The organism is Marinimicrobium sp. UBA4509, from assembly GCF_002388575.1.
GTDB lineage: Bacteria > Pseudomonadota > Gammaproteobacteria > Pseudomonadales > Cellvibrionaceae > Marinimicrobium > Marinimicrobium koreense.
Map to the genome: position 1 here is coordinate 63,901 of NZ_DGMV01000064.1, position 21,825 is coordinate 85,725.

Consider the following 21,825-nt stretch of genomic DNA (forward strand, 5'->3'; position numbering starts at 1 on the left):
TCCCCCGAGTGAGGCCAATGGTTGATCCGCAAAGAGGTTGGCGATCTCGGGGCCAAATTGCGCCAGTTGTTCCAGATTCTGCTGTTGATCCCGTTCCGTTATCGCCGTATCGGTGTCGTGCAGATTGAACGTGGCCCCAAGGCAGTGCTGGGCGCCGTCTGAGGGAGCGAGGTAGCCATCGCCACACAGTGCCGCTTTCAGCTGCCGGCTCCGGTCTGTGGCGTTCACTTGGGTAATCTGTCCGCGAATGGCTTTCAGGGGCAGGGCGGCGGTTTGGGAAAAACGTCGCACCGCCCGGGCGTTTGCCAATACCGCGATGCGGGCCCGGTGCTCGCGGTTGTTCAGGTCCCGGGCGCTCCAGAGTTCTCCCTGCCGGCTGAGCTCGGTGATCGTGGTCTCGCCTCCCAGAGTGATATTGGGGTGGTCGAGTAGTGCTTCACACAGCGTCGCCGGACTCAACCATCCCGCCTGGGGAAAGTAGAGGGCAGGCTGGGGGACTGGCAGGCCGGCGAGCTCGCCCGCTTCGGCGGCACTAACTGGGCGGACCAGCTCTGGCGTAGCCTCGTAACGCTGGGCAATTTGGGTCTGTAATTGACGCTCTTTGTCAGTGGTGGCGACCTGCAGTAATCCGCACGCGGCGCCGTTTGGCCAGTAGGGCCGATAAAAACGCTGGGCGAAGCTCAGACTCAGCACATTGAAACGTGCCAGAGGCGAGTTCTTGGGGGAAAGTTTGGCGTATAGCAGCCCCTGGGGGTTGCCGGAGGCTTCCTGCGCGGCACGGGGGTGTTGCTCCAGAACGGTCACCTGCCAGCCCCGTTCGGCCAGCGCCCGCGCGCTGTGACAGCCCGCCAATCCGGCCCCGACAATCAGCGCCGTGCGCGGCGCATCGGGCCCAAGCCCCGGGCGGGAGGGTAGAGCCCAGGGCAGGGCGGGTTTTTTGCGGTTAAGGCGGTGGGGGGCTGAGGCCTGTGAGGCGGGTGTCTGGGGTACCGCTGCCGGTTGCTGCTCTGAATACTGAGCGGTGAGCATTTCCCGCTTGCGGCCGAAGCCGGGCACTTTCTCCGGCGTGAAGCCCGCAGCGGCCAGGCCGCGCCGGACCACTCCAGCGGCGGTGAAGGTGGCCAGGGTGGTGCCGGGCCGGCTCAGATGAGCCAGGGTAGTGAACAGTTCCGGAGTCCACATATCGGCATTCTTGGCCGGTGCGAAGCCATCCAGAAACCAGGCGTCCAGGGCTGGGCCAGAGTGGATGAAATCAGGGTGATCGCTGCTCAGTAGCTGGGCCAAGCCACTCTGGGCATCATCAAATATCAGTGTCAGGATCACTCGCCCCCGGTCCAGATGTAACCGGTGGAACGCCGGGCCCACGGTGGGTGGGTATTGATCGATCAGTTCATTGGCGAGCGCCCTGAGTTCGGGCCACAGGCTCAGGGCCCGTTGCAGGTCGTCTCGCTGCAGGGGAAAACGGTCCACGCTGATAAAGTGCAGGCGGGCATCGTCAGGGGCCGTTTGTCGCCAGAGTTGCCAGGCAGCCAGAAAATTGAGGCCCGAGCCGAAGCCGGTTTCGCCAATGGCGAAGCGGCGTTCAGTCACGGGCTGTTCGTGCAGAGCCTGGAAGCGCTCGGCCAGACGGTTGTGGTGCAGGAAGACATGACGGGTTTCGGCCAGTCCGTCGGTGCGGGAGAAATACACGTCGTCGAACCGGGTGGAGATTGGCTGACCCGCCTCATCCCATTGCAGGTGAGCGGTTTCCAGGTTCTGATCCGGCCCCGGAGTGCCGGTCTCCGGGGCGTCGCTCACAGGCCGAACTCCCGGGTAATCTGTTCGCACCAGCGTGCGATGCGCTCGTCGGTCAGATCGAACTCATTCTCTTCATCCAGTGCCAGCCCCACAAACTGATCGCCCTCGGGGGTGAGTGCCTGAGAGGCCTCAAATTCGTAGCCCTCCCGGGGCCAGTAGCCGCAGGGGCGGGCGCCCCGGGCCAGCAGTTGCGCGTGCAGGTAGCCCATGGCGTCGAGAAACCATTCGGGGTAACCGATCTGATCCCCCAGTCCGTAGAGCGCCACCGCTTTACCGCGCAGGTCCAGCTCCGCCAGCTCTTCCCAGATCTCCTCCCAGTCTTCCTGCAACTCCCCGTAATCCCAGGTCGGGATGCCGAAAATCAGGTAGTCGTAAAACTGGGCGGTGATGACCGGTTCATCGGCAATGTTGAACATATCCACCCGGTCTTCACCCAGTACCGCGCGGATTTTTTCGCCCGCCATTTCGGTGTAGCAGGTGGAGCTGCCATAAAACAGCCCGATGGCGGCACGGCTCATGACGGTGCTCCATCCGGCAGGAGCGTCGCCCACTGCTCAAGCCATTCCCGGGCGGACTCTTCGGGGTCGTCGCCGCTGCAGGCGTCCAGCACCAGAGGCTCGCCGATTCGCTGCGCGCCGAGGTCGGCGAATGCATCGTCGATGGCTTGGCCGGCTTCACCGAAGGTGGTGTAGCTGCTGTCGCCGAGATTGATCAGGCCGTACTGGCGCCCGGCAATGGCGGGATACTCGCGGGTCATCTGAACGTACAGCGGCTGCAGGTTGTCCGGCAGGTCGCCGGCGCCGGTGTTGGAGGTACAGATGAGTAAAATTTCATCGGGGCTTCGGACCAGGTCTTCCACCTGAGCAAAGTTGTTGATGCTGATCTGGTGGCCTTTGCGTTGCAGTTCCTCTGCTGCGAGCTCGGCGATGCCTTCGGCATTGCCGGTGACACTACCCACCAATATCTGGATTTGACTCATGAGTCCCCTTGCTAATCAACTGTGGTACGAATGCTGGATCAGGCTGGCGCCCTTTGAGCAGGGCATGATACCAGCCTGTTGGAGTTGGCGTCAGCGGTGGCTGCCGGGAAACCCCAATTGACGCCAGGCCTCATAGGCCACTACGGACACCGCATTGGAAAGGTTCATACTGCGACTGTCGGCCACCATGGGGATGCGCAGTAGATGGTCCGGGCCCAGCTCGTCCCGAATGGACGCGGGTAGCCCTCGGGTTTCCGGGCCGAACAGCAGGTAGTCCCCCGCTTCGAACGTCGTTTCACTCGGGTAACGGTGGCCTTTGGTGCTGAGTCCGAACAGTCGCGCCGGTTGCGCCTGCTCCAGGAAGCTGGGCCAATCCGGATAGGTTTTCAGGGACTGCCACTCACCGTAGTCCAGTCCCGCGCGGCGTAGCCGTTTGTCATCGAGCACAAAACCCAAGGGTTCAATCAGGTGCAGGTGAAAGCCGGTATTCGCCGCCAGACGAATAATATTGCCGGTGTTGGGCGGTATTTCCGGTTCAAATAAAACAATATGGAACATTGGTTTTCAGCCGATTTCGTGTACTATTGTGCGCAAGATCCGGGCCTCGTGACGCTGGTTATAACAAAAAGAAATATAAAGCGTCTTCAAGGCGAGATTTTCTTGGCGATTGTGTGGTTCGCCGGGACTTAGTGCGCTCGATGCGTCATAATACCAGCGTTCAGGCATGTTTATTGCCTCTGTCAACAATAACTCGGGAAGCCCAGGTGGCCAGCCGTTGAGCTTATTTCGTAAACGACCATCCAGTACAGGTACAGTTGGCGTCCAATTCAACGAGGGCGGGGTTTCGCTCGTCTGCGCCGAGGCCCATCCCATTGAGACTCATGCCGGTGAGGGCGAAACGGCCCGACCTTTTCTCCAGGCCGCTGAGTGGCTCCCCGAGAGCGATAGCCAGCGTCAAGGTCGGCTGCTCGAGGAGCGTGTGGAGCAGTTGGGGTTGCGCCGTAAAGCCTGTCACCTGGTGTTGGGGCGGGAAGACTACAATCTGCTCCTGGTTGAGGCTCCGGCCGTGCCGACCTCGGAGCTGCGCGAGGCCCTGCGTTGGCGAATTCGCGACCTGATTGACTTTCCCGCCGACCAGGCGGTACTGGATGCCTTTCTGTTGCCGGAGGATCGCAGCCGCGGCGGGAAGCGCATGGCCTATGTTGCGGTGGCCCATCGCCATCTGATTGAACAGCGTATCGCTCAGGTGGCGGACGCCCGGCTGGATCTCCAGGTGATCGATATTCCGGAGTTGGCGTTGCGCAACCTGGTGTATCGGTTGTGCGACACGGCCCGGGGGGTGGCGCTGGTCAAGCTGGGCGGTGGCACCGGCAGTCTGCATATCGTCCGCGGTGACGACCTGCACCTGGCCCGCCGCTTTAATGTGCCCTATGAAGGTGGGCTGCTGGAAGATCTGCCGGAGGATGTCCTGTTACTGGAAATCCAACGCTCCCTGGATTACTTCGAACGCCAGATGCGCCAGCCGCCGCCCGGCCAGATCTGTCTGATCGGGGAAAACCTCAGCCCTGATAAAATCACTGAATCACTGACCAATGGCTTGCCGATGCCGGTTTCGTTGCTGGACATCGAGTCGTCGCTGACACTGGGCGATCAGGTTCAGTCTCACACCCTGACGCTGTGCCTAGCCGCCATCGGCGCCGCGCTGCGACTCACGGAGGGGGACTGATGCAACAGGTCAATCTGTATTTGCCGGAGTTTCACCCCCGTCGGGTGTGGTTGAGCCTGAACCAGATGATCGCCGCGATCGCGGTGGTTCTGGTGTTGATTATCGGCCTGTCGCTGTGGAGTGCGGCGTACACCGATTCGCTCCAGGCCCGCTTGACGGATGAACGCGCGCAGTTGGAGACATTACAACAACAGGTGCAGCGGCTCATGGCCGAACTGCCCGCCCGTCGCGGTGCGACGGTGGAAGAGCAGGTGGCCCGTTTGCGTCAGGAAATTCAGCGGCGGGAGCAGATTCTGCGCCTGATGTCCCAGCAGAATCTCGGCAACGCCGAGGGGTTTTCCGGGCAACTGTTGAGCCTGTCCCGCCATGCCATGGATGATCTGGCGCTGGCGGAGTTTTCGCTGCAATCCGGGGGGCAGTACGTCGAGCTGGCCGGCCGGGTGCGCAAGCCGGAACAGGTGCCGCTGTATCTACAGCAGTTGCGTCAGGATGAGAGCTTCGCCAGCGTGTCATTCGGCGTACTGGAAGTGGCGCGGGAGCCGGATGACCGGGGACCGGGGTTGATATTTTCGGTGCAGCGCGCCGAGGCCGACGAGACCAACGCACGGGGAGGGCGATCGCGTGACTGATTGGCAGCAGAGTTGGCAGCGCTGGGCCGAGCGGGTGGAGGCCTATTCCCTGCGTGAGCGGGTACTGCTCTTGCTATGCCTGATCGCGGTGTTGATCGGGTTCTGGCAATGGTTGATTGAGTTGCCTCAGGAGCGTCAGCGCGAGCAGATTGAACAGCAGCGCACCGCCGTCGCAAACGATCGGGATGCCCAGCAGGCACAGCTGGCCGCCCTGATGAGCACCGAGGCGGACAACCGACCCGCAAGGGAGTTGGAGCAACTGCAGCGGACACTGGATGAGCTGGATGCGAGTCTGGCGAGCCTTTCCCAGGGGTTGGTCAGTGCGGATCAACTGCCGCAGATTCTTCAGGAAGTGTTGATTTCCACCACCGAGCTGCAGCTGCGACGGGTGCGCACGCTTCCCGTTGAGGAACTGCCGTTGACCAAGGCCGCAGATGGCACTGAAGCGGCGGAACCGGTTGAAACGGCGACCGGTGTTTTTCGACACAGTGTCGAGCTTGATGTCAGCGGTGACTTCTTTGAAGTGTTGAGTTTCCTGCGCCGGCTCGAAGGGCTGCCCTGGCGGTTCTACTGGGATCGTCTGGATTACGAAGTGATGGACTACCCGGTGGGCGATATTCGATTGCGGGTTTATACCCTGAGTGCCGAGGAGGGTCTGCTCGGTGTCTAGATTATTGTGCATTGCCTGTCTGATCGGGTGGTCGGCGCTGGTGTGGGCGGACAGTCAGCGCGACCCCACTCGCCCCCTGGATTACCGGGCCAGCCGCGAGTCGGTGTCCCTGACGCTGAACGCAATCATGGCGGGCGACTCGCGCCGCCTGGCGATCATCAACGGACAGTCCCTGACGGCGGGCGAGATGATTGCCAACACCGGGGGGGTACGCCTGCTGCAAGTTGAATCCCATTCAGTGATTGTCGGTCAGAGCGGCCGGCAGTGGCGTTTGAATTTGAACGATGAATCCGTACGTCGAACGAGGCCCGCGGAGCAATGAGGCAAACGATTATGGATCCGCATTTTCTGAGAAGAACGATGCACACCGCCGCCGCGCTGATGGCGGTCGTCCTGGTGACGGCCTGTGTTGGGCCGCGCGATTCGCAGTTGGCGGCTGAGCGTGAAATGAGTGAGGTGGCCGAGGCGCAGCGTGAGCAGGCTCAGACGGTACCCGAGGAAGTGAGCCAGGCACTGGTTCCAGAGCGCCGTCGCAGCGAGGAGGTGGCTCCGGAGCGGTTTGATGTCAGAGTGCGCAATGTACCCGCCAAGGCGTTTTTTCTCGGGCTGGTGCAGGACTCAGACACCAACATTGTGGTGCACCCCGATGTCAGTGGCAGTCTCTCGCTGGAGTTGAAAGGAGTCACGGTGGATGAAGTGCTGGAAGTGGCACGGGACATTTACGGTTATGACTACCGGCGTTCGGGCAATATCTACACGGTGTATCCCAACGAGCTTCAGACTCAGGTGTTCCATGTGAACTACCTGGATGTTCAGCGGGTGGGGGTGTCGGACACCAACCTGTCGATCGGTCGCAGTGAATCATCAAACAATAACCGCAACAATCGCGGTTCCGGCAATAATTCGGGCAGCGGCGATGACAGTGCCAACCTGCTGGGCCTGCTCGCCGGTGAAGACGGCAGTTCGACCAATGGGTCTGAGGTGTCCCCGGGGGCGCGGGTGCAGACCATGAACCGCACCGATTTCTGGCAATCGCTGCGCCAGTCGGTGTCCGCCATTGTCGGCGGTGAGGGTGGCGACAAGATGGTGATGGTCAGCCCCCAGGCCGGTATGGTGGTGGTCAAGGCCATGCCTCATGAGCTGAATGCGGTGCGGGAATTTCTGGAGCGTTCCGAGCTGAGCGTAAGGCGTCAGGTGATTCTGGAAGCGAAGATTCTGGAGGTCCGTCTGAACGAAGGGTTCCAGGCGGGGATCAACTGGGGCGTCATCAGCGGGCAGTTGGACTACGGCTATAATCGGCTGCGCTCGACCAGCTACTCGGAGCAGGATTCGGCCGTCACCACCATTCCGCCGGGAAGCAGTTCCCGTCAGATTTCCGGGTTGGAAGAACTGCAACGCGGTACTGAAAACCTGTTTACCTCCGTCCTGCAGGTGGGTGATGTAACCGAGCTGCTCGACTTGCTGGAAACTCAGGGCAGCGTGCAGGTCCTGTCCAGCCCCAGAGTGTCCACGGTGAACAACCAGAAAGCGCTGATTCGAGTGGGCTCCGATGAATACTTTGTGACCGGTATCTCCAATAACACCACCTCGAATGTGGCGTCGGTGACCAGCACGCCCAATATCGAACTGTCGTCCTTCTTCAGTGGTATTGCCCTGGATGTGACCCCGCAAATCGCCGACAGCGGCGAGGTGATCCTGCACATTCATCCGGTGGTCAGTGAAGTGAATGACCAACTGAAAGTGTTTACCGTCGGTAGCGAGGAGTTCGCCTTGCCTCTGGCACAACGGGGTATTCGCGAGTCGGACAGCATTGTCCGGGCGCGCAGCGGCCAGGTGGTGGTGCTGGGTGGCCTGATGCAGGAGGATACCCGGGACACCGATGGCAAGCGGCCGGTGTTGGGCGATATTCCACTGCTCAACAGCCTGTTCAAAACCCAGGGGCGTAGCCGCCAGAAAACCGAACTGGTGATTCTGTTGCGTCCGGTGGTGGTAGATGATGGCACCTGGCAGGACGAACTCGATCGCAGTCGCAATCGCATGCAACAGATGGGCGATGGTTATCGCGACCTCTGGGAGCAATAGCGCGGAGCCGGTCATGTACCAGGACTACTTCGGGCTGCGGGAGATGCCGTTTTCCCTCACCCCCGATACCCAGTTCTTCTTCGACAGCGCCGCCCATCGGGCGGTGCTCAATACGGTATTGCTGGCCCTGCGACACAGCGAAGGGTTCATCAAAATCGTCGGGGAAGTGGGCACCGGTAAAACCCTGTTGTGCCGCAAGCTGCTGGCCAGCCTGGGGCCGGAGTTTCTTACCGCGTACATTCCCAACCCCTACCTGACGCCGGACGAACTGAAAGGCTTCCTGGCCCAGGAAATCGGTGTGCCGTCCTCGCCCGATATGCCCGCCTATCAACTGCTGAATGAGATCTACGCCCGGCTGGTGGCACTCGCCGCGGAGAAACGGCGCGTGGTACTGGTGGTGGATGAAGCCCAGGCCATGCCCCGGGAGACCATCGAAGCCTTGCGTCTGCTGACCAATCTGGAAACGGAAAAAAGCAAACTGTTGCAGGTGGTTCTGTTGGGGCAGCCCGAGTTGGAAGATGTGCTCAATCGCAGCGACTTGCGTCAGTTGAAACAGCGAATCGTGTTTTCGGAAACCCTCGGTACCATCGATCGCCGCACCCTGGCCGACTATCTCGATTTTCGTCTGCAGTCCGCCGGTTATCGGGGGTGCTCGCTGTTTACCCGGGGCGCGGTCCGGCTGATGCATCGCGCATCCGGGGGAATTCCCCGGTTGATCAATGTGCTCGCCCACAAGGCGTTGTTGGTCAGCTTCGGTCAGGGACGTTCCATGGTAGGTCGGGCGCAGGTGGCCAGGGCCGTGAAGGATACCACCGAAAGTCGTCGGCTGGGGCGCTGGCTGTCCGTCACGCCTTTTGGTTGGACTCCCTGGTTGGCGGTCTCCTTGTTGTTGGTGGGCGTGGGGCTCTGGTGGTACGGGGGCACGACGTGAGTCTGATGAATGACATGCTGCGCGACCTGGATCGACGGGGCGGTACCTCCCCGAACCCGGCCGGCCCATCGACGCACCGCACTCAGCCAATGCAATCGCGCTATTTTGTTGGTGCGGGTCTGGCCGTTCTCGTGGCACTGGTCATAGCCGCACTGGTGTTTTGGTCACTGGTTGGAGCGGGCGGTGAAGGCAGTGCGCCGATGACAGAACAACCGATGCCAGCAATCGATTCTGCGCCGGTGGCTGAATCCACAGTCGCTGAGCCGGAGCCCCGCATGCCGGCAACACTGGACGTAGAGGCGGCATTGAGTCAACCGTTGACTCAGGAACCCGTTGAGGCGGTTCCAGATGAGTCGCAGGACTCCGGCTTCTCAGAGGATCTTCAGCTGCTGCTCGACAAGGCTCGCCAGGCCCGGGACCGGGACCGGTTGACGCGCCCGGCGGGAGACAATGCGTATGAATATTATCAGCAAGTGTTAGCCCTCAGTGCTGATCATCCGGAGGCGCTCGCCGGGCTGGCGGCGATTGCCCAGCGTTATCGGGAGCTGGCTGAAGCGGCCATGGACCGGGAGGCTCTGGATGAGGCCCAGCAATTTCTGCGTCGGGCTCGTTCGGTCGATCCGCAGTTGTCGGGGATGCAGAACAGCGAAGCCCGATTGGAGACACTGCGAAATCGTTCGCAAAGCGAAGGTACGGAGCCGGAAACCGAGAAGGCGGCAGACGCCTCCTCGCTCAATGTACAACTCGATCTTGCCAGCGAAGATCGACGGCGCGCGCAACAGGCGCGCCAGTGGTGGTCTCGGGATCAGCGTAGCCGGGCCCGGCATTTTCTGGAGCAGACGCTCGCTCAGTGGCCGGAAGATAGGGTGCCGCCGACGGTGAGCACCGTGGCATTGGTGGAGTTCTACCTGCAAGAGAGTAACGACTCACAGGCAGAGCAACTGTTGAACGAATCACGGGCATTGTCCGATGATGAACACGCGCGCCTGGGCGCTGAGCTCTGGTCTCTACGTGGAGATAATGCCCGGGCGCTGGCACTATTGGAGAACGCGGCGGAACATGCTGAGGGCAATGAGCCTTACCGCGCTTTGTGGGCGCGCCTGAATTATGAGCAGGGGCGACACGAGCAAGCGGCCAATCATTACCGGCAGTTACTGAATGACTTTGGCGCACAGCCGGCCTACTGGTTGGGGCTGGGGCTGGCGGAAGATGCCCGCCAGCGAGCGGCGGCGGCACTGCAAGCCTTCGAACAGGCGCTGGCCAGTGGCGCTTACGATGGCCGTGAGTCCATTCGCCGGTACCTGGAGGGGCGTGTCGACGCACTGGCCCGTCGAACCGAAAACCGGGAACCCTGATATGGTTGATACTCAACAGAACACTCGCAAACGTATTCGCATCGGGGATCTGCTGGTTGCCCAGCAGATGATCACCGACGACCAGCTCTCCCACGCGTTGGAAGAGCAAAAGCAGAGCGGCCGGAAGCTGGGGAACACCCTGGTGGATCTCGGGTACGTGGACGAGAATGCACTGCTCAACCTGCTGTCCGATCAGTTGAATATTCCCTTCGTCGAGCTGCGTCAGTTCCGGTTTGACCAGGAGTTGATCCGGCGCTTGCCGGAAACCAGTGCTCGTCGTTATCGGGTGCTTCCGCTGCGGGAAGATCCCGACGGTCTGCTGTTGGGGATGGCCGACCCCACGGATATTTTCTGTCTGGATGAACTGACCCGCCAGCTCGATCAGACGATCAAACCGGCGGTGGTCCGCGAGTCCGAGCTGCTGGATGTGCTCGATATCGCCTACAGTCAGGCGAGTGAAATTGCCTCGCTGGCCGAAGAACTGGATGAAGAGCTGGAAAGCTCCGCGATCGATTTGACGGATTTCGCCGCCGAGGCGACCGACAGCGATGCGCCGGTGGTCAAGCTGTTGCAGAAAATTTTTGAAGAGGCGATCACCGCCAAAGCGTCGGACATTCACATCGAGCCGGATGAAACCGTATTGCGGATTCGCAACCGCATCGACGGCGTGTTGCTCGAGCAGGTGATGAACGAAAAGCGCATTGCCCCGGCCCTGGTGGTGCGTCTGAAACTGATGTCCGGGCTGGATATTTCCGAGAAGCGCAAACCCCAGGACGGGCGCTTCAATCTGAAGGTGAAAGGCCGCAATATTGACGTGCGTCTGTCCACCATGCCGGTGCAATTTGGCGAGTCGGTGGTGATGCGTCTGCTTGACCACACTGATGGCGTACTGCCTCTCGGCAAGGTCGGCATGCCCCCCGCGCTGGTCGACCGGTTTCGTAAAATCATTGCTCGCCCTCACGGGTTGGTCTTGGTCACTGGTCCGACCGGCAGTGGTAAAACCACGACGCTGTACGGCGCGCTCTCGGAGCTCAACAAGCCCGAGAAGAAGATCATTACCGTGGAAGATCCGGTGGAGTACCGTTTGCCACGTATCAACCAGGTGCAATTGCACGAGCGTATCGGCCTGACCTTTGGCAGTGTGCTTCGGGCGTCACTGCGCCAGGACCCGGACATTCTGCTGGTGGGGGAGATCCGCGATGCGGAATCCGCCGAAATTGCCCTGCGCGCGGCCATGACCGGTCACCTGGTATTGTCCACCCTGCACACCAACGATGCCCTGACCTCCGCGCTGCGTCTGATTGATATGGGCGTCGATGCCTACCTGGTGGCCACGGCACTCAAGGCGATTGTGGCCCAACGCCTGTTGCGCCGCATTTGTACCAGTTGCATTCAGGATCACGAGCCGGATGCCAACGAACGCCAACTGCTGGCGGCCATCGCGAAGGGGCGCGATCTCAGCCAGGTGCAGTTTAAACAGGGGGCGGGCTGCCCCCATTGCCACAATACCGGCTACCGGGGTCGGGTCGGGGTTTTCGAATTGTTGGAAGTCAATGGTGCCATGGCTGAAGCGCTGCGGGACAACAGCCTGAATGCGTTTACCCGAGCGGCCCAGCAGAGCCCCAACTATCGCCCCCTCAGTCACAGCGCACTCGACTATGCGATTGAGGGCATCTCCACCCTCGAAGAAGTCATGAAAGTCTCAGCACAGATCGAAGATGAGGCAGAGCTGATCTGATGGCCCTCTACCAGTTCAAAGGCCGCAACGCCGAAGGTCGCCCCGTATCCGGCCAACTGGAAGGCCCCAGCCCCGACGCCGTCGCTGGCCAACTGGCCGGGCGCGGGGTGACGCCCATTGCCATCGAGCCCTATGAACACCGCCCCAGTTGGTCTGAGCGCTGGCAGGAGTGGCGCCACAGTGGGCAGGTAGAAACTGTTGACCTGATCATGTTCTGCCGACAGATGTACACCATTACCCGGGCGGGCGTGCCTCTGGTACGCGGCATTCGCGGCCTGGCCGCCAACCTGCGCCATGTGACCTTTCGCAATACCCTGGAGGACATTGCCGACCGTCTGGAATCCGGTTTGGAATTATCAGTAGCGATGCGTCACCACCCGAACGTGTTTAACAACCTGTTTATCAGCGTGGTGAGTGTGGGGGAAGGCAGTGGCTCTCTGGAGAGCGCCTTCAAGCAGTTGAGTGAGTATCTGGAGCGGGACCAGGAAACCATCAAGAGCATCAAGGCGGCGCTGCGCTATCCCAGCTTTGTATTGATCGCCCTGGCCATCGCCATCATGGTCATCAACGTGAAGGTGATTCCCGCCTTTGCCAATATGTTTTCCCAGTTTGGCGCGGACCTGCCGTTGCCAACCCGCATTCTGGTGGGTGTGTCCGATTTCTTTGTCGCTTTCTGGCCCTATCTGCTGTTTGTCGCCGTGGGCAGTTTTTACGGGTTTCGTCGGTATATCAAAACCGATAAGGGGGCCCGAGTCTGGGGCCGCAAAAAACTTGGCCTGATTGTGATCGGCGACATTATCGAACGGGCCTCCATGGCCCGCTATGCGCGTTCGTTCAGCGTGATGTTGCGGGCCGGTCTGCCTGTCAACCAGGCGCTGGATCTCTGTGCCCGGGCCATTGATAACCCCTGGCTGGGTGACAAGATCCGTGAGATTCGGGCCGGTGTGGAGCGCGGTGAAGGGCTGTTTCAGACCCATATGACCAGCGGCATGTTTACGCCACTGGTGCTGCAGATGATCGCCGTGGGGGAGGAGAGCGGCCAGGTGGACCAACTGCTCTCGGAAGTGGCCGAGTTCTATGAGCGGGAGGTGGATTACGATACCAAGCGTCTGAGTGATCGTATTGAACCGATCATGGTGGTCATTATGGCAAGTTTTGTCCTGATTCTCGCCCTGGGCATCTTCCTGCCCATGTGGGAAATGTACAACATTCAGCAGTGAGCCTATGAGCCGGAAATCCCAGCGGGTGTTTGAATGGTTGTTGATCGCCACGTTGATCGGCATCGTACTGGTGTTCGCTTTGGGTCTGTATGGCCGCATGGCCGGAGATGTGCAGCGGCTGAGTTTTGAGCTGGCAGCCCAGAACTTCAAAACGGCGGTGTCCGGAGTGCGGGCTCACTGGTTTATTCAGCGGGCACAAGGTGAGACAGAGCGGGATGTGGTCGTATTCAGCGAGCTGCCGACGATGCCTGTGGGGCTGGAAGATGCTTCGGACATCAGGGTCTACCTGAACCCTCAGGGCTGGCCGGTGAACACCCGGTCCCGGCGCGAGGCCGCAGACGGGCGTCTTGACCCCGAGGAGTGTCTGGATCTTTGGCGGGCGTTTCTGCATCAGGCACCGCCTGTCAGCCTGGAGGGGGCTTTGGCGCCCAATGCGGTCTTCGGGGTGGCCAAGGTGGGCGAGGGGCGGGAAAGCGCCTGTCGCTACCGTCAATTGGTTGGCGACAGTGGTCGTCGATATTTTGACTATCTTCCGTTTGATGGCCGGGTTTTGCTCAGCTCGTCACTGGAATGACGATTTTTATCGGTTTAAGTGTTGGCATGGAAGTTGAATTCACCTATATTAGGTGAAAACATGCGCCAAGTGCGGAGTTCGGCGCCAGCAGTGGTTTTTACAGGTTTTACAATAACTCATGACCTTTAATGGAGTTCTCTTATGAAACAACAATCCGGTTTTACTCTGATTGAGCTGATTGCGGTAATCGTTATTTTGGGCATTATCGCCGCCGTGGCAGTGCCCCGGTTTGTGGATTTGTCGGATGCGGCTCGTGAAGCGGCTGTTGATGGAGTCGCGGGCAACCTGGCGAGTGCCAGTGCATTGAACTATGCTGCAGCGGTCGCGACTGATGCGGGAATACAGGATGCGCCAACTCCTGTCACGATTGAGAACTGTACCGATGCGGCCGGTCTGTTGGAGGGGGGAGCGCTACCCGCAAACTATGAGATCGAGTCCTTGGCGGTTGGTGATGGTGCAAACGTAACGTGTACCGTTCACTCTCCCAATGTGGCTAATACTGAGGCCGAGGCGGACTTCACCGTTTACGGCGTTGCGGCTCCATAATCGAGTAGGCGCGGAGATAACTGAGTGGGCCGCTTTAAAGGTTTCACTCTAGTTGAGCTGATTGCAGTCATTACTGTTTTGGCAGTTTTGGCTGCATTTTCGCTTCCCAAGCTGATTGATTTCTCATCGTCCGCGAAGAGGGTGGCAGCAGAGGAGTTGGCAGCGACTTTGTCGACCGCTAGCTCTTCCAATTTGGCTACCTTTATTTTGAGGGAAGAGTATCCAGCGGCTATTTCCCAATCGGCCTTCCCAATGAACGCCTGCAGGAATGCCCGTTTTCTGTTGGTAAGCGGATTGCCAGCAGGCTATCGGATTGAAGCGGCCGGGTCCGGCGATGGCACGGTATCGCATATGGCTACTGTTCAGTGCGACGTTGTCGATGAATCCGACAACGCTATCCGCGCCAGCTTTACGCTTCACGGAATCAACCCAAGCAGCTCCTAACGTCCTCTGCAACAGGTCCGACCATGCCCTCAGCGCGCGCAATGTACAATGGCCGGAAGTCATCGGGTTTCAGCCTGATCGAGCTGATCGCGGTGATCATCCTGCTGGGCATTATCAGCGTGGTGGCAGTGCCCCGCTTTTATAGCACCGACGCCGCCGCCATCCAATCCGCTCGCGACCAGGTCCTGTCCGCCTTCTTTACCGCGCAACAACTGGCCATGGCCCGTGCCAGCACGAGCAATTCCATCCAAGTAAATGTTGTCCAGTCCAGTCTGAATGTGACGGAAAACGGCACTTCCGTGGTTGCCACCGGAGGAACCTTTCCGCTGACGCTGCCCGAAGGGGTAACCATTACGGCCGGAACGGGCACCTACTCCTTTGATAAATTGGGCCGGACCGATCCAGGACAGATTGTGGTGGCCCGCGGTTCGACGTCGGCCACCGTACGTGTGGAGGCCAGCGGCTATGCCTATACGCCCTGAGTTGCGTCGTCAGCGCGGTGTTACCCTGATTGAGCTGATCGTCTTTATCACCGTGATTGCACTGGCGCTCGGGGCGTTGCTGGGCGTCTATCGATATTCGGTGATCAACAGCGTGGACCCGCTGGTGCGGGTGCGGCTGCTCGAATCCACCCAGTCCCGACTGGATGTGGTGCTGGCACAGCCCTACGATGCCAATACGCCGCCCGGCGGAGTGCCGGCCTGCGATAGTCAGGCCCCGCCGGGTCGACCCTCGCCGCCGGTCTGTGCCGATGCGGGTGGTGTCAGCAGCTTTGATGGTGACACCGATTCACCGTATCCTGGATACAACCGTACCGTCGCGGTTGAATTTGCGGGGAGTGAGTTGGGGCTGACCAACAACCGCTGGGCCAAGCGGATTACCGTGACCACCACCGCGCCCAGCGGCGAATCACTCACCCTCTCAGCCTACAGGACAAACTTCTGATGTGCCGGTGCCGGTCACGACAAGCCGGGTTTTCCCTGGTGGAATTGATCACGGTCATCGTGGTGCTTGCGCTGGTGGCCACCATCGGCACCGGCTTTATCGTCAGTGCCACAGATAGCTATCGGCAAACCCAGGCCCGGGCGGCACTGGTCAATACCGCCCGACAGGCGCTGGAGCGGATGACCCGCCAGATTCGCGGTGCCATGCCCTACAGCGTGCGGATTACCAATGATGGCGACTGTGTGGAGTTTATGCCGGTGGCGGGTGGCGGTATCTACCGTGAGCCGGTACCCGATGCGGCCAATGGCGCGCCCCCTCACACCGCGATCCAGACCGCGCCGCACTCGGTGGACTTTGGCACCGCGGATTACCTCAGTATCGGTGCGATGGACAGCGGCGAGCTGTATGGTGGTAGCCCGGTGTCGCTGGCGCCGGTCAACAGCCGCACTACCACAGAGGTGACATTCCCCAGCCGGACCTGGCAGCGCAATTCCATTGGGCGGCGCTTTTTCCTGCTCAATCAACCCCAGGCCTTCTGCCTGTTTGGTGGTCAACTGCGTTTTTATCCCGCGCAGGATCGTACGGCGGCAAACGTTGATCCTGGCAGTGACTTTGATCTGTTGGCCCGCAACGCTCAGGCCTCGGGCAGTCCCTTCGTATTGTCTGCCGCGAGTGATAGTCGCAATGTGTTGTTGCAGATGAACGTCGCCTTCAGCGAGGGCGGTGAAACCATGATTTTTGAGCAGGAGGTATTGATTCGCAATGTCCCCTGATCTTTTTCAACATCGTGCTATGCGGAAGCAGGACGGCTTTCTGTTGCCGGTTGCGCTGTTTATTATCGTCGTGATGGGCTTCGCCTCCCTGGCGTTATGGCGTACTACAAGCCAAAGCGGTATTGCCAGTGTTCAGGAGGTGGTTACCGTGCAGGCGCTGTACGCAGCAGAAAGCGCGGTTCAGCGGGGCCTGAGTGAATTGTTCTACCCCAATGCCAACGCTCGCCCCCCGGTTGATAATCGCTGCGCTTCACTGAATACCAGTATCGACTTCTCCGGTATCAACGGTCTTAACCTGTGCACGGCACAAGTTCAGTGTGAGCTGGCGGAGCCGGGCTTGTACAACCTTTCCGCCAGCAGTCAATGCGGCAGTGGTCCCACGCGAGCAGTGCGCTCTCTGACGGTTCAGGCGAGGTTTTGATGGGACGCTTCTTCAGTTTCAACACTCGGTTCGCCTGTTTCCAATTTTCGTGCGTCTTAGCACGCTTTCTTCTTTTCATTGGGAGTTTGCTGTTCTCTCCGCTGGCCTGGTCCGTCGCCTGTGACGCGGTATTCACTAACGGAGTTCAAAGTCACTCTTCAACTGGGAGTGTCAATGCAGGTTACCAGGCTGAAATTAACGGTGGCGGTGGTCTTATCTCTACACCAGAACTGATACAGCAGTCCTCGCCGGGGCAAGCTATTTGCGACTCGGGTACGTGCCAGGCAACGGGTTATCCGAGTACCCCGAGCTCCGTTGCTGTTCTTCAAAGCAACGGTAGCTCGGGCTCTGTCACGGCTTCAGGGGGCAATACGAACATTAATGCTGGTCAGTATGTAAATATAACCGTTCCCCAACGGGTGAGAGCTACCTTCAACAGTGAAGGTGGTGAATATCGAATGCGAGCCTTGTCCACTGGTTATCAATCCGAAGTCCGCTTTCGGTCCGGGGATTATTGGATTACTGGTGATATGACGCTTGGTCAGGAAACCGAGGTTACCAAGCAAGGTGGAAACTCGGACCCGGTCCGGATATTTGTCGACGGTGATGTTGTACTTGGTTATGACATGGTTACGTCTGGGTTCAGTCCAGGACAGCTTTTTATCTACGCAAAGGGTTCGATCACTGTCAGACAGTTCTCCGCCATCACAGGATTTTTATATGCTGATGGGCTAATAACAACCGAATATCAAGTGGTTATTAACGGGGCCTTATCTGCGGAAGAGGTACAGCTTGCTCAAGAGACTATCGTCAGTTATCCAAGTGCCATAGCACCTGACCTGGACTATACGCCGTTTTGCGATCCTACGGGTGGCACTCCTGCGACCTTAATCGCGGATTGGCGGATGGACGAAGCTGGTTGGAGCGGTACCGCAGGTGAGGTGATCGACAGCAGTGGCAATGGCAATAACGCGACAGCGCAAAACGGCGCTGATACGGCCGATGTTGCTCCGGCGCTTTCAGGCGATCCGGGTACTTGCGGATATGGGGAGTTTGATGGAGTAGATGATTATCTGAGTGTGCCGGGTTTATCCGGAACCCTCAATCGCACCGCCAGCATGGCGTTCTGGATTAAAACCACACAAACCGGCAACTCGACGGCCTGGTCCTCCCCGGCTGTGGCTGGTATAGAGGAGAACGGGGGCGCCGACGATATTTTCTGGGGTTGGTTGAATCCGCAGGGGCGGATTGGCTTGACGGTGGGAAATAATAACACAACGGTTTCGAATGCTCAGGTGAGTACAGGAAACTGGACACATGTGGCGCTTACGCGAAATCACGAAAGTGGTGAGTATCAGATTTTCATCAATGGCGCGTTGGACAGCAGAGGAACCACCGGAACAGGCATTATTGGCAACGGCTTCTCGAGCATTGGTCGAGTAGAAAACACCAGCAGTAGCGTGGCGTTAAATTATCTTCAAGCGCAGCTTGATGAGGTCCGTATTTACGAAGGAGTGCTGACAGAGTCTGAAGTGCAGGCGATTTTTCAGGCCAGACACCCTTGCAGCCAGAGTATTTGTCCGACCGGAACGCCGGTGCCTGGGCTCTTTGGCGAGTTCTATAACAACATGAATCTGGCGGGCGCACCTGAGGGCACCCGCGTTGATGGCCCGGTGGACTTCGATTGGGGACTGGGCGGTCCTGGGGTAGCCGGGGTGGGCGACGATGAGTTCTCGGTACGCTGGAGCGGACGGTTACACATCACGCAAACAGGCGGCTATCGTTTTCAGACCCGGTCTGATGATGGTGTTCGCCTTCGCGTAGACGGTGATCTGGTCATCGATGAGTGGGCTCCTCAGCCAGCAACCAACGATACCAGTGGTGTTGTGAACCTGGAAGCAGGGCAGAGCTACGATATTGAGCTGGAATATTTCGAGGAATTTATCGATTCTGAAATCCGGCTGCGCTGGGACGCGCCTGGCGCTACGAGCGGCTTTGTGCCGATTCCTATCGGTAACGCAAATGGCACCGCCACCGGTCTCTATCATTGCCCCGGTAACCGAGTCGACTCCTACACCCTGGTGCACGCCAATAACGGTGTGACCTGTGAAGCCTTACCGGTAGTGATTACCGCCAGGGACAGCGCTGGCAATGCGGTTGTGCCCGCCGCGGGCACAGTAGTGGACTTGCTGGCCGATCCGGTGCCGGATTCGGGAGATACTGCCTGGGTTGGTGATGGCACTTATGTTTTTTCAGGCTCGGAGAACAACTTTACCGCCTTTCTGCGTCAACTCAGCCCGGCTGAGGTGGGGTTGTCGGTGACCGATGGCACAGCTTCCGGCAGCTCCGGCCCGGTGAACTTTGCTGATACCGGGCTGGTGTTTTACGGGGATCGCTCCGGTGGGCCTCTGCCCAATCAGGTGGCCGGCACCGAAGACCTCAATCCGGTCATTCGTGCGGTGCGCACCGATGATGAAACCGGCTCCTGCGAGGCGCGAGTGGACAACCAGACCCGTACGGTGCAGCTGGGCTATGAGTGTATCAACCCCGGCAGTTGCCGTGCGGGCCAAACCCTTAGCCTGGCATCAACCTTCATTCAGGCGAACAATGCCGGTGCAGGTCCGGCCTACTCGCCCGTCTCTCTCGGCTTTGATGACGAAGGCTACGCGGACATTCCGCTGGAGTACTCCGACGTGGGTGATATTCGCCTCTGGGCACAGTTGAGTTTGCCAGAAGAGGGCGAGCAACCGGCGGTGGACCTGGTCGGTCAGAGTAATCGCTTTATCGTCAAACCCCACACCTTGGTCGTGACCGACGTGCAGGGCGCTGCGGGGCAATCCAATCCCGGCGGTACGGGGTCCGGAGCTGGTTTCGTGGCGTCGGGAGAGCCGTTCTCAGTGCGGGTCGAAGCCCGGAATAGCAATGGCGCACTGACTCCCAACTTCGGCAATGAATCGCCAGCACAGAGCGTCCGTCTTGAACTGAGTGAATTGGTTTACCCCTCGGGCGGCAGCCTCGGAAACCTGGGCGGTGCAGGGAGTCTGACTCGCGAAGATAACGGCGTAGCGCTTGGCGATGGGGTGAGCTGGGATAATGTGGGCACCATTACTCTGGAACCCCGCTTGGTCGGTGACGATTATCTCGGTGTGGGCGACTTGGTGGAAGTGACCGAAAGTGATCCCGTGGGCCGGTTTTATCCATACGACTATACGCTGAATGGAAGCACCGTCAGCGATGCCTGCGGATCCTTCAGCTATATGCATCAGGCTGCGATCGACCTGTCCTATACCGTCAGTGCCCGCAACCTGAATGGCGCTGTGGTAAGCAACTACGACGATACCACTCTGGCGTATGCGGGCACCGCGAACCCTGGCTACGTCGCCGAAAACGATGACGCCGCCAATGGCAGCGAATTAAGCGGGAGGGTTCAGGCGGAGAACGAGGCCGGCTGGAGCGGCGGGGTACTTACAGTAACTGATTCTAGCGCCGCTTTTCTAAGAGCATCCAATACACTCCCGGATGGTCCCAGGGCGGACTTGCAATGGGGTTTGACCCTGATGGATTCACTGGATGGCCGTCCAATGGTAGACCTGGACATGAATGCCAACACCAGCGGTGACTGCGCAGCAGCGGGAAACTGCAGCGCAGTCGCTCTGGGTGATCCGCTCAACCTGCGCTTTGGCCGGCTCCGTTTGAATGATGCCTTTGGCCCCGAAGTCGTTGACCTGCCAGTGCCTTTTTATACCGAATACTGGAACGGTTCAGAATTTGTCCGCAACGTCGATGACAGCTGCACCCGCATCCCCCGGGAAGCGATAACCTATCAGCCGACCGGCAATCTGGTGGACGACAGTAACCGCACGGTTCCTGTTGGCGGCGGCAGCACCACGGGTCAATACGCCAGTCTCGACGGGGTGGGGGTCAACTTCAGTAGCAGTGATTCCGATCACTACTTCACCGCACCGGGGGAGGGCAATACCGGTTCGTTCGATATCGAGCTTGACCTGACCAACCGCCCTTGGCTGCGCTTCGACTGGAATCAGGACGGTGATTTTCTGAACGATATTCAGATGCCGCCGGCGAACATCGGTTTTGGTTCTTACCGGGGGCACGATCGAATCATTTATTGGCGAGAGGTTCTGGAGTAGGGCGTGCTGAGCTTTAAGGTTTTCGGTGGATGACGCGCTTCGCGCTCCGAGACGTCGGACCGATCCACCCTACGGGTGCTGAAGTTCAAATGTGGCACCGAGGTATCAGCGAGGAACACCTATTGCAGACTCTCGGAGGCATGGATGCCGACGAGAAGCCCCCAAGGATGGGTTCACGGCGGGTCTGCAATAGGTGTTCCTCGCTGATACCGGAGCGTGACGAATGCACCGATAAGGCTTTGTAAGTGATACTACATGGGTATCCTACGGTTGGTCCTCTTCCAGACGGATATCAATCGCCAACTGATCCGCAATGGAATCCAGATCATCGTGTAGCTCGTCCATATCCACCGACTCCGGAACCTCAATTACTCCGTTGGCCTGAAACAGTGGCTCGCCGGACCAGGGCATACTGGAATAATCGGTTTCCAACTCGCCCATATTGATGCTGCGCTCGGCGAACGCCTGGGCGATTTCCAACACGATACCGGCTCGATCCGGCCCCGCCACGGTAAAGCGGAAGGCGCGGAAGGGCGCGCGCTCGGTGGCTTGTGCGGATTCCACCACCAGCTTCAGCCCCTGTCCGCCCAGCGCCTGCAGGGCGGCGGTCAAGGGTTCGCGCTGCGCTTCGGGCACCGCAACCTGTACAATACCCGCAAACTTGCCGGCCAGGTGCGATAGGCGACTTTCCAGCCAATTGCCCTCGTGCTGCTGGATAATCTGCGCCAGTCGCTCCACAATGCCCGGCTTGTCGTCACTGATCAGCGTCAAAATCAAATAGTGTTGCATCGTTGTCATCCACTTCAGAGTTGTTATGCCACCATTGTGGCGCAACCCCGGAAAAAAG

The 21,825-nt window shown here is 59.4% G+C and carries 22 protein-coding genes; 17 read left to right on the forward strand and 5 right to left on the reverse strand.

Annotated features, from left to right (window positions below; all coding sequences use genetic code 11):
- From mnmC to trmL, 4 genes are all read right to left on the reverse strand, one after another.
- A partial coding sequence (gene mnmC / locus B3520_RS12890; protein ID WP_286876203.1) for a bifunctional tRNA (5-methylaminomethyl-2-thiouridine)(34)-methyltransferase MnmD/FAD-dependent 5-carboxymethylaminomethyl-2-thiouridine(34) oxidoreductase MnmC occupies positions 1-1,797 on the reverse strand: 1,797 nt, incomplete at its 3' end.
- The gene (gene fldB / locus B3520_RS12895) at positions 1,794-2,315 is read right to left on the reverse strand and encodes a flavodoxin FldB (RefSeq protein ID WP_123637779.1); all 522 of its coding nucleotides are present in this window, start codon (positions 2,313-2,315) and stop codon (positions 1,794-1,796) included. The genes mnmC and fldB, both read right to left, overlap by 4 nt.
- Positions 2,312-2,776: a flavodoxin domain-containing protein gene (locus B3520_RS12900; RefSeq protein WP_123637778.1), complete on the reverse strand. Its 465-nt coding sequence runs from the start codon at positions 2,774-2,776 to the stop codon at positions 2,312-2,314. The genes fldB and B3520_RS12900 overlap by 4 nt, the downstream gene beginning before the upstream one ends.
- A 90-nt stretch (positions 2,777-2,866) precedes the next feature.
- On the reverse strand, positions 2,867-3,334 hold the full coding sequence (gene trmL / locus B3520_RS12905) for a tRNA (uridine(34)/cytosine(34)/5-carboxymethylaminomethyluridine(34)-2'-O)-methyltransferase TrmL (RefSeq protein ID WP_286805090.1): 468 nt from the start codon (positions 3,332-3,334) through the stop codon (positions 2,867-2,869).
- A 217-nt stretch (positions 3,335-3,551) separates the two neighbouring features.
- Between trmL and B3520_RS12910 the strand changes: the two genes are divergently transcribed.
- The 17 genes from B3520_RS12910 to B3520_RS12990 all read left to right on the forward strand — a co-directional run bounded on the left by B3520_RS12910 (position 3,552) and on the right by B3520_RS12990 (position 20,978).
- Positions 3,552-4,502 carry an MSHA biogenesis protein MshI gene (locus B3520_RS12910; protein ID WP_286805089.1) on the forward strand — a complete coding sequence of 317 codons (951 nt, stop codon included), beginning with the start codon at positions 3,552-3,554 and terminating at the stop codon, positions 4,500-4,502.
- Positions 4,502-5,131: a hypothetical protein gene (locus B3520_RS12915; RefSeq protein WP_286805088.1), complete on the forward strand. Its 630-nt coding sequence runs from the start codon at positions 4,502-4,504 to the stop codon at positions 5,129-5,131. Before B3520_RS12910 ends, B3520_RS12915 begins: the two co-directional genes overlap by 1 nt.
- Positions 5,124-5,801, forward strand: coding sequence for a hypothetical protein (locus B3520_RS12920; RefSeq protein WP_286805087.1), 678 nt, complete (start codon positions 5,124-5,126; stop codon positions 5,799-5,801). Before B3520_RS12915 ends, B3520_RS12920 begins: the two co-directional genes overlap by 8 nt.
- A complete protein-coding gene (locus tag B3520_RS12925) occupies positions 5,794-6,123 on the forward strand; it encodes a hypothetical protein (RefSeq protein ID WP_123637773.1) in 330 nt (109 codons plus the stop codon). Before B3520_RS12920 ends, B3520_RS12925 begins: the two co-directional genes overlap by 8 nt.
- 11 nt (positions 6,124-6,134) lie before the next feature.
- On the forward strand, positions 6,135-7,883 hold the full coding sequence (mshL, locus tag B3520_RS12930) for a pilus (MSHA type) biogenesis protein MshL (RefSeq protein WP_286805085.1): 1,749 nt from the start codon (positions 6,135-6,137) through the stop codon (positions 7,881-7,883).
- Positions 7,884-7,896: 13 nt separating this feature from the next.
- A complete protein-coding gene (locus B3520_RS12935) occupies positions 7,897-8,814 on the forward strand; it encodes an ExeA family protein (RefSeq protein ID WP_286805083.1) in 918 nt (305 codons plus the stop codon).
- 275 nt (positions 8,815-9,089) lie between these two features.
- On the forward strand, positions 9,090-10,169 hold the full coding sequence (locus B3520_RS12940) for a hypothetical protein (RefSeq protein WP_286805082.1): 1,080 nt from the start codon (positions 9,090-9,092) through the stop codon (positions 10,167-10,169).
- 1 nt (position 10,170) lies between these two features.
- Positions 10,171-11,907 carry a GspE/PulE family protein gene (locus B3520_RS12945; protein WP_286805081.1) on the forward strand — a complete coding sequence of 579 codons (1,737 nt, stop codon included), beginning with the start codon at positions 10,171-10,173 and terminating at the stop codon, positions 11,905-11,907.
- On the forward strand, positions 11,907-13,127 hold the full coding sequence (locus B3520_RS12950; RefSeq protein ID WP_286805078.1) for a type II secretion system F family protein: 1,221 nt from the start codon (positions 11,907-11,909) through the stop codon (positions 13,125-13,127). Before B3520_RS12945 ends, B3520_RS12950 begins: the two co-directional genes overlap by 1 nt.
- A gap of 4 nt (positions 13,128-13,131) precedes the next feature.
- Positions 13,132-13,701, forward strand: a complete 570-nt coding sequence (locus tag B3520_RS12955; RefSeq protein ID WP_286805076.1) for a hypothetical protein — start codon at positions 13,132-13,134, stop codon at positions 13,699-13,701.
- Between the two features lie 141 nt (positions 13,702-13,842).
- On the forward strand, positions 13,843-14,247 hold the full coding sequence (locus B3520_RS12960) for a type II secretion system protein (RefSeq protein ID WP_286805075.1): 405 nt from the start codon (positions 13,843-13,845) through the stop codon (positions 14,245-14,247).
- Positions 14,248-14,271: 24 nt separating this feature from the next.
- Positions 14,272-14,691 (forward strand): type IV pilin protein, encoded by a 420-nt coding sequence (locus B3520_RS12965; RefSeq protein ID WP_286805073.1) that lies wholly within the window; start codon positions 14,272-14,274, stop codon positions 14,689-14,691.
- Between the two features lie 23 nt (positions 14,692-14,714).
- Positions 14,715-15,173, forward strand: coding sequence for a pilus assembly FimT family protein (locus B3520_RS12970; RefSeq protein WP_286805071.1), 459 nt, complete (start codon positions 14,715-14,717; stop codon positions 15,171-15,173).
- Positions 15,157-15,636 (forward strand): prepilin-type N-terminal cleavage/methylation domain-containing protein, encoded by a 480-nt coding sequence (locus B3520_RS12975; RefSeq protein WP_286805069.1) that lies wholly within the window; start codon positions 15,157-15,159, stop codon positions 15,634-15,636. Before B3520_RS12970 ends, B3520_RS12975 begins: the two co-directional genes overlap by 17 nt.
- Positions 15,636-16,409, forward strand: coding sequence for a PulJ/GspJ family protein (locus B3520_RS12980; RefSeq protein WP_286876205.1), 774 nt, complete (start codon positions 15,636-15,638; stop codon positions 16,407-16,409). The genes B3520_RS12975 and B3520_RS12980 overlap by 1 nt, the downstream gene beginning before the upstream one ends.
- A gap of 19 nt (positions 16,410-16,428) precedes the next feature.
- Positions 16,429-16,830, forward strand: coding sequence for a hypothetical protein (locus B3520_RS12985; RefSeq protein WP_286805067.1), 402 nt, complete (start codon positions 16,429-16,431; stop codon positions 16,828-16,830).
- Positions 16,830-20,978 (forward strand): DUF6701 domain-containing protein, encoded by a 4,149-nt coding sequence (locus tag B3520_RS12990; RefSeq protein WP_286805117.1) that lies wholly within the window; start codon positions 16,830-16,832, stop codon positions 20,976-20,978. Before B3520_RS12985 ends, B3520_RS12990 begins: the two co-directional genes overlap by 1 nt.
- 264 nt (positions 20,979-21,242) lie before the next feature.
- Here the strand turns inward: B3520_RS12990 and B3520_RS12995 are convergent, their stop codons facing one another.
- A complete protein-coding gene (locus B3520_RS12995) occupies positions 21,243-21,767 on the reverse strand; it encodes a glycine cleavage system protein R (RefSeq protein ID WP_024460661.1) in 525 nt (174 codons plus the stop codon).
- Positions 21,768-21,825 lie beyond the last annotated feature (58 nt).

Coding starts and splice junctions, on each gene's coding strand:
- fldB (WP_123637779.1), bottom strand. CDS start 2,315: ATGAGCCGTGCCGCCATCGGGCTGTTTTATGGCAGCTCCACCTGCTAC.
- B3520_RS12900 (WP_123637778.1), bottom strand. CDS start 2,776: ATGAGTCAAATCCAGATATTGGTGGGTAGTGTCACCGGCAATGCCGAA.
- trmL (WP_286805090.1), bottom strand. CDS start 3,334: ATGTTCCATATTGTTTTATTTGAACCGGAAATACCGCCCAACACCGGC.
- B3520_RS12915 (WP_286805088.1), top strand. CDS start 4,502: ATGCAACAGGTCAATCTGTATTTGCCGGAGTTTCACCCCCGTCGGGTG.
- mshL (WP_286805085.1), top strand. CDS start 6,135: ATGGATCCGCATTTTCTGAGAAGAACGATGCACACCGCCGCCGCGCTG.
- B3520_RS12935 (WP_286805083.1), top strand. CDS start 7,897: ATGTACCAGGACTACTTCGGGCTGCGGGAGATGCCGTTTTCCCTCACC.
- B3520_RS12940 (WP_286805082.1), top strand. CDS start 9,090: ATGCCGGCAACACTGGACGTAGAGGCGGCATTGAGTCAACCGTTGACT.
- B3520_RS12945 (WP_286805081.1), top strand. CDS start 10,171: ATGGTTGATACTCAACAGAACACTCGCAAACGTATTCGCATCGGGGAT.
- B3520_RS12950 (WP_286805078.1), top strand. CDS start 11,907: ATGGCCCTCTACCAGTTCAAAGGCCGCAACGCCGAAGGTCGCCCCGTA.
- B3520_RS12955 (WP_286805076.1), top strand. CDS start 13,132: ATGAGCCGGAAATCCCAGCGGGTGTTTGAATGGTTGTTGATCGCCACG.
- B3520_RS12960 (WP_286805075.1), top strand. CDS start 13,843: ATGAAACAACAATCCGGTTTTACTCTGATTGAGCTGATTGCGGTAATC.
- B3520_RS12970 (WP_286805071.1), top strand. CDS start 14,715: ATGCCCTCAGCGCGCGCAATGTACAATGGCCGGAAGTCATCGGGTTTC.
- B3520_RS12975 (WP_286805069.1), top strand. CDS start 15,157: ATGCCTATACGCCCTGAGTTGCGTCGTCAGCGCGGTGTTACCCTGATT.
- B3520_RS12980 (WP_286876205.1), top strand. CDS start 15,636: ATGTGCCGGTGCCGGTCACGACAAGCCGGGTTTTCCCTGGTGGAATTG.
- B3520_RS12985 (WP_286805067.1), top strand. CDS start 16,429: ATGCGGAAGCAGGACGGCTTTCTGTTGCCGGTTGCGCTGTTTATTATC.
- B3520_RS12990 (WP_286805117.1), top strand. CDS start 16,830: ATGGGACGCTTCTTCAGTTTCAACACTCGGTTCGCCTGTTTCCAATTT.
- B3520_RS12995 (WP_024460661.1), bottom strand. CDS start 21,767: ATGCAACACTATTTGATTTTGACGCTGATCAGTGACGACAAGCCGGGC.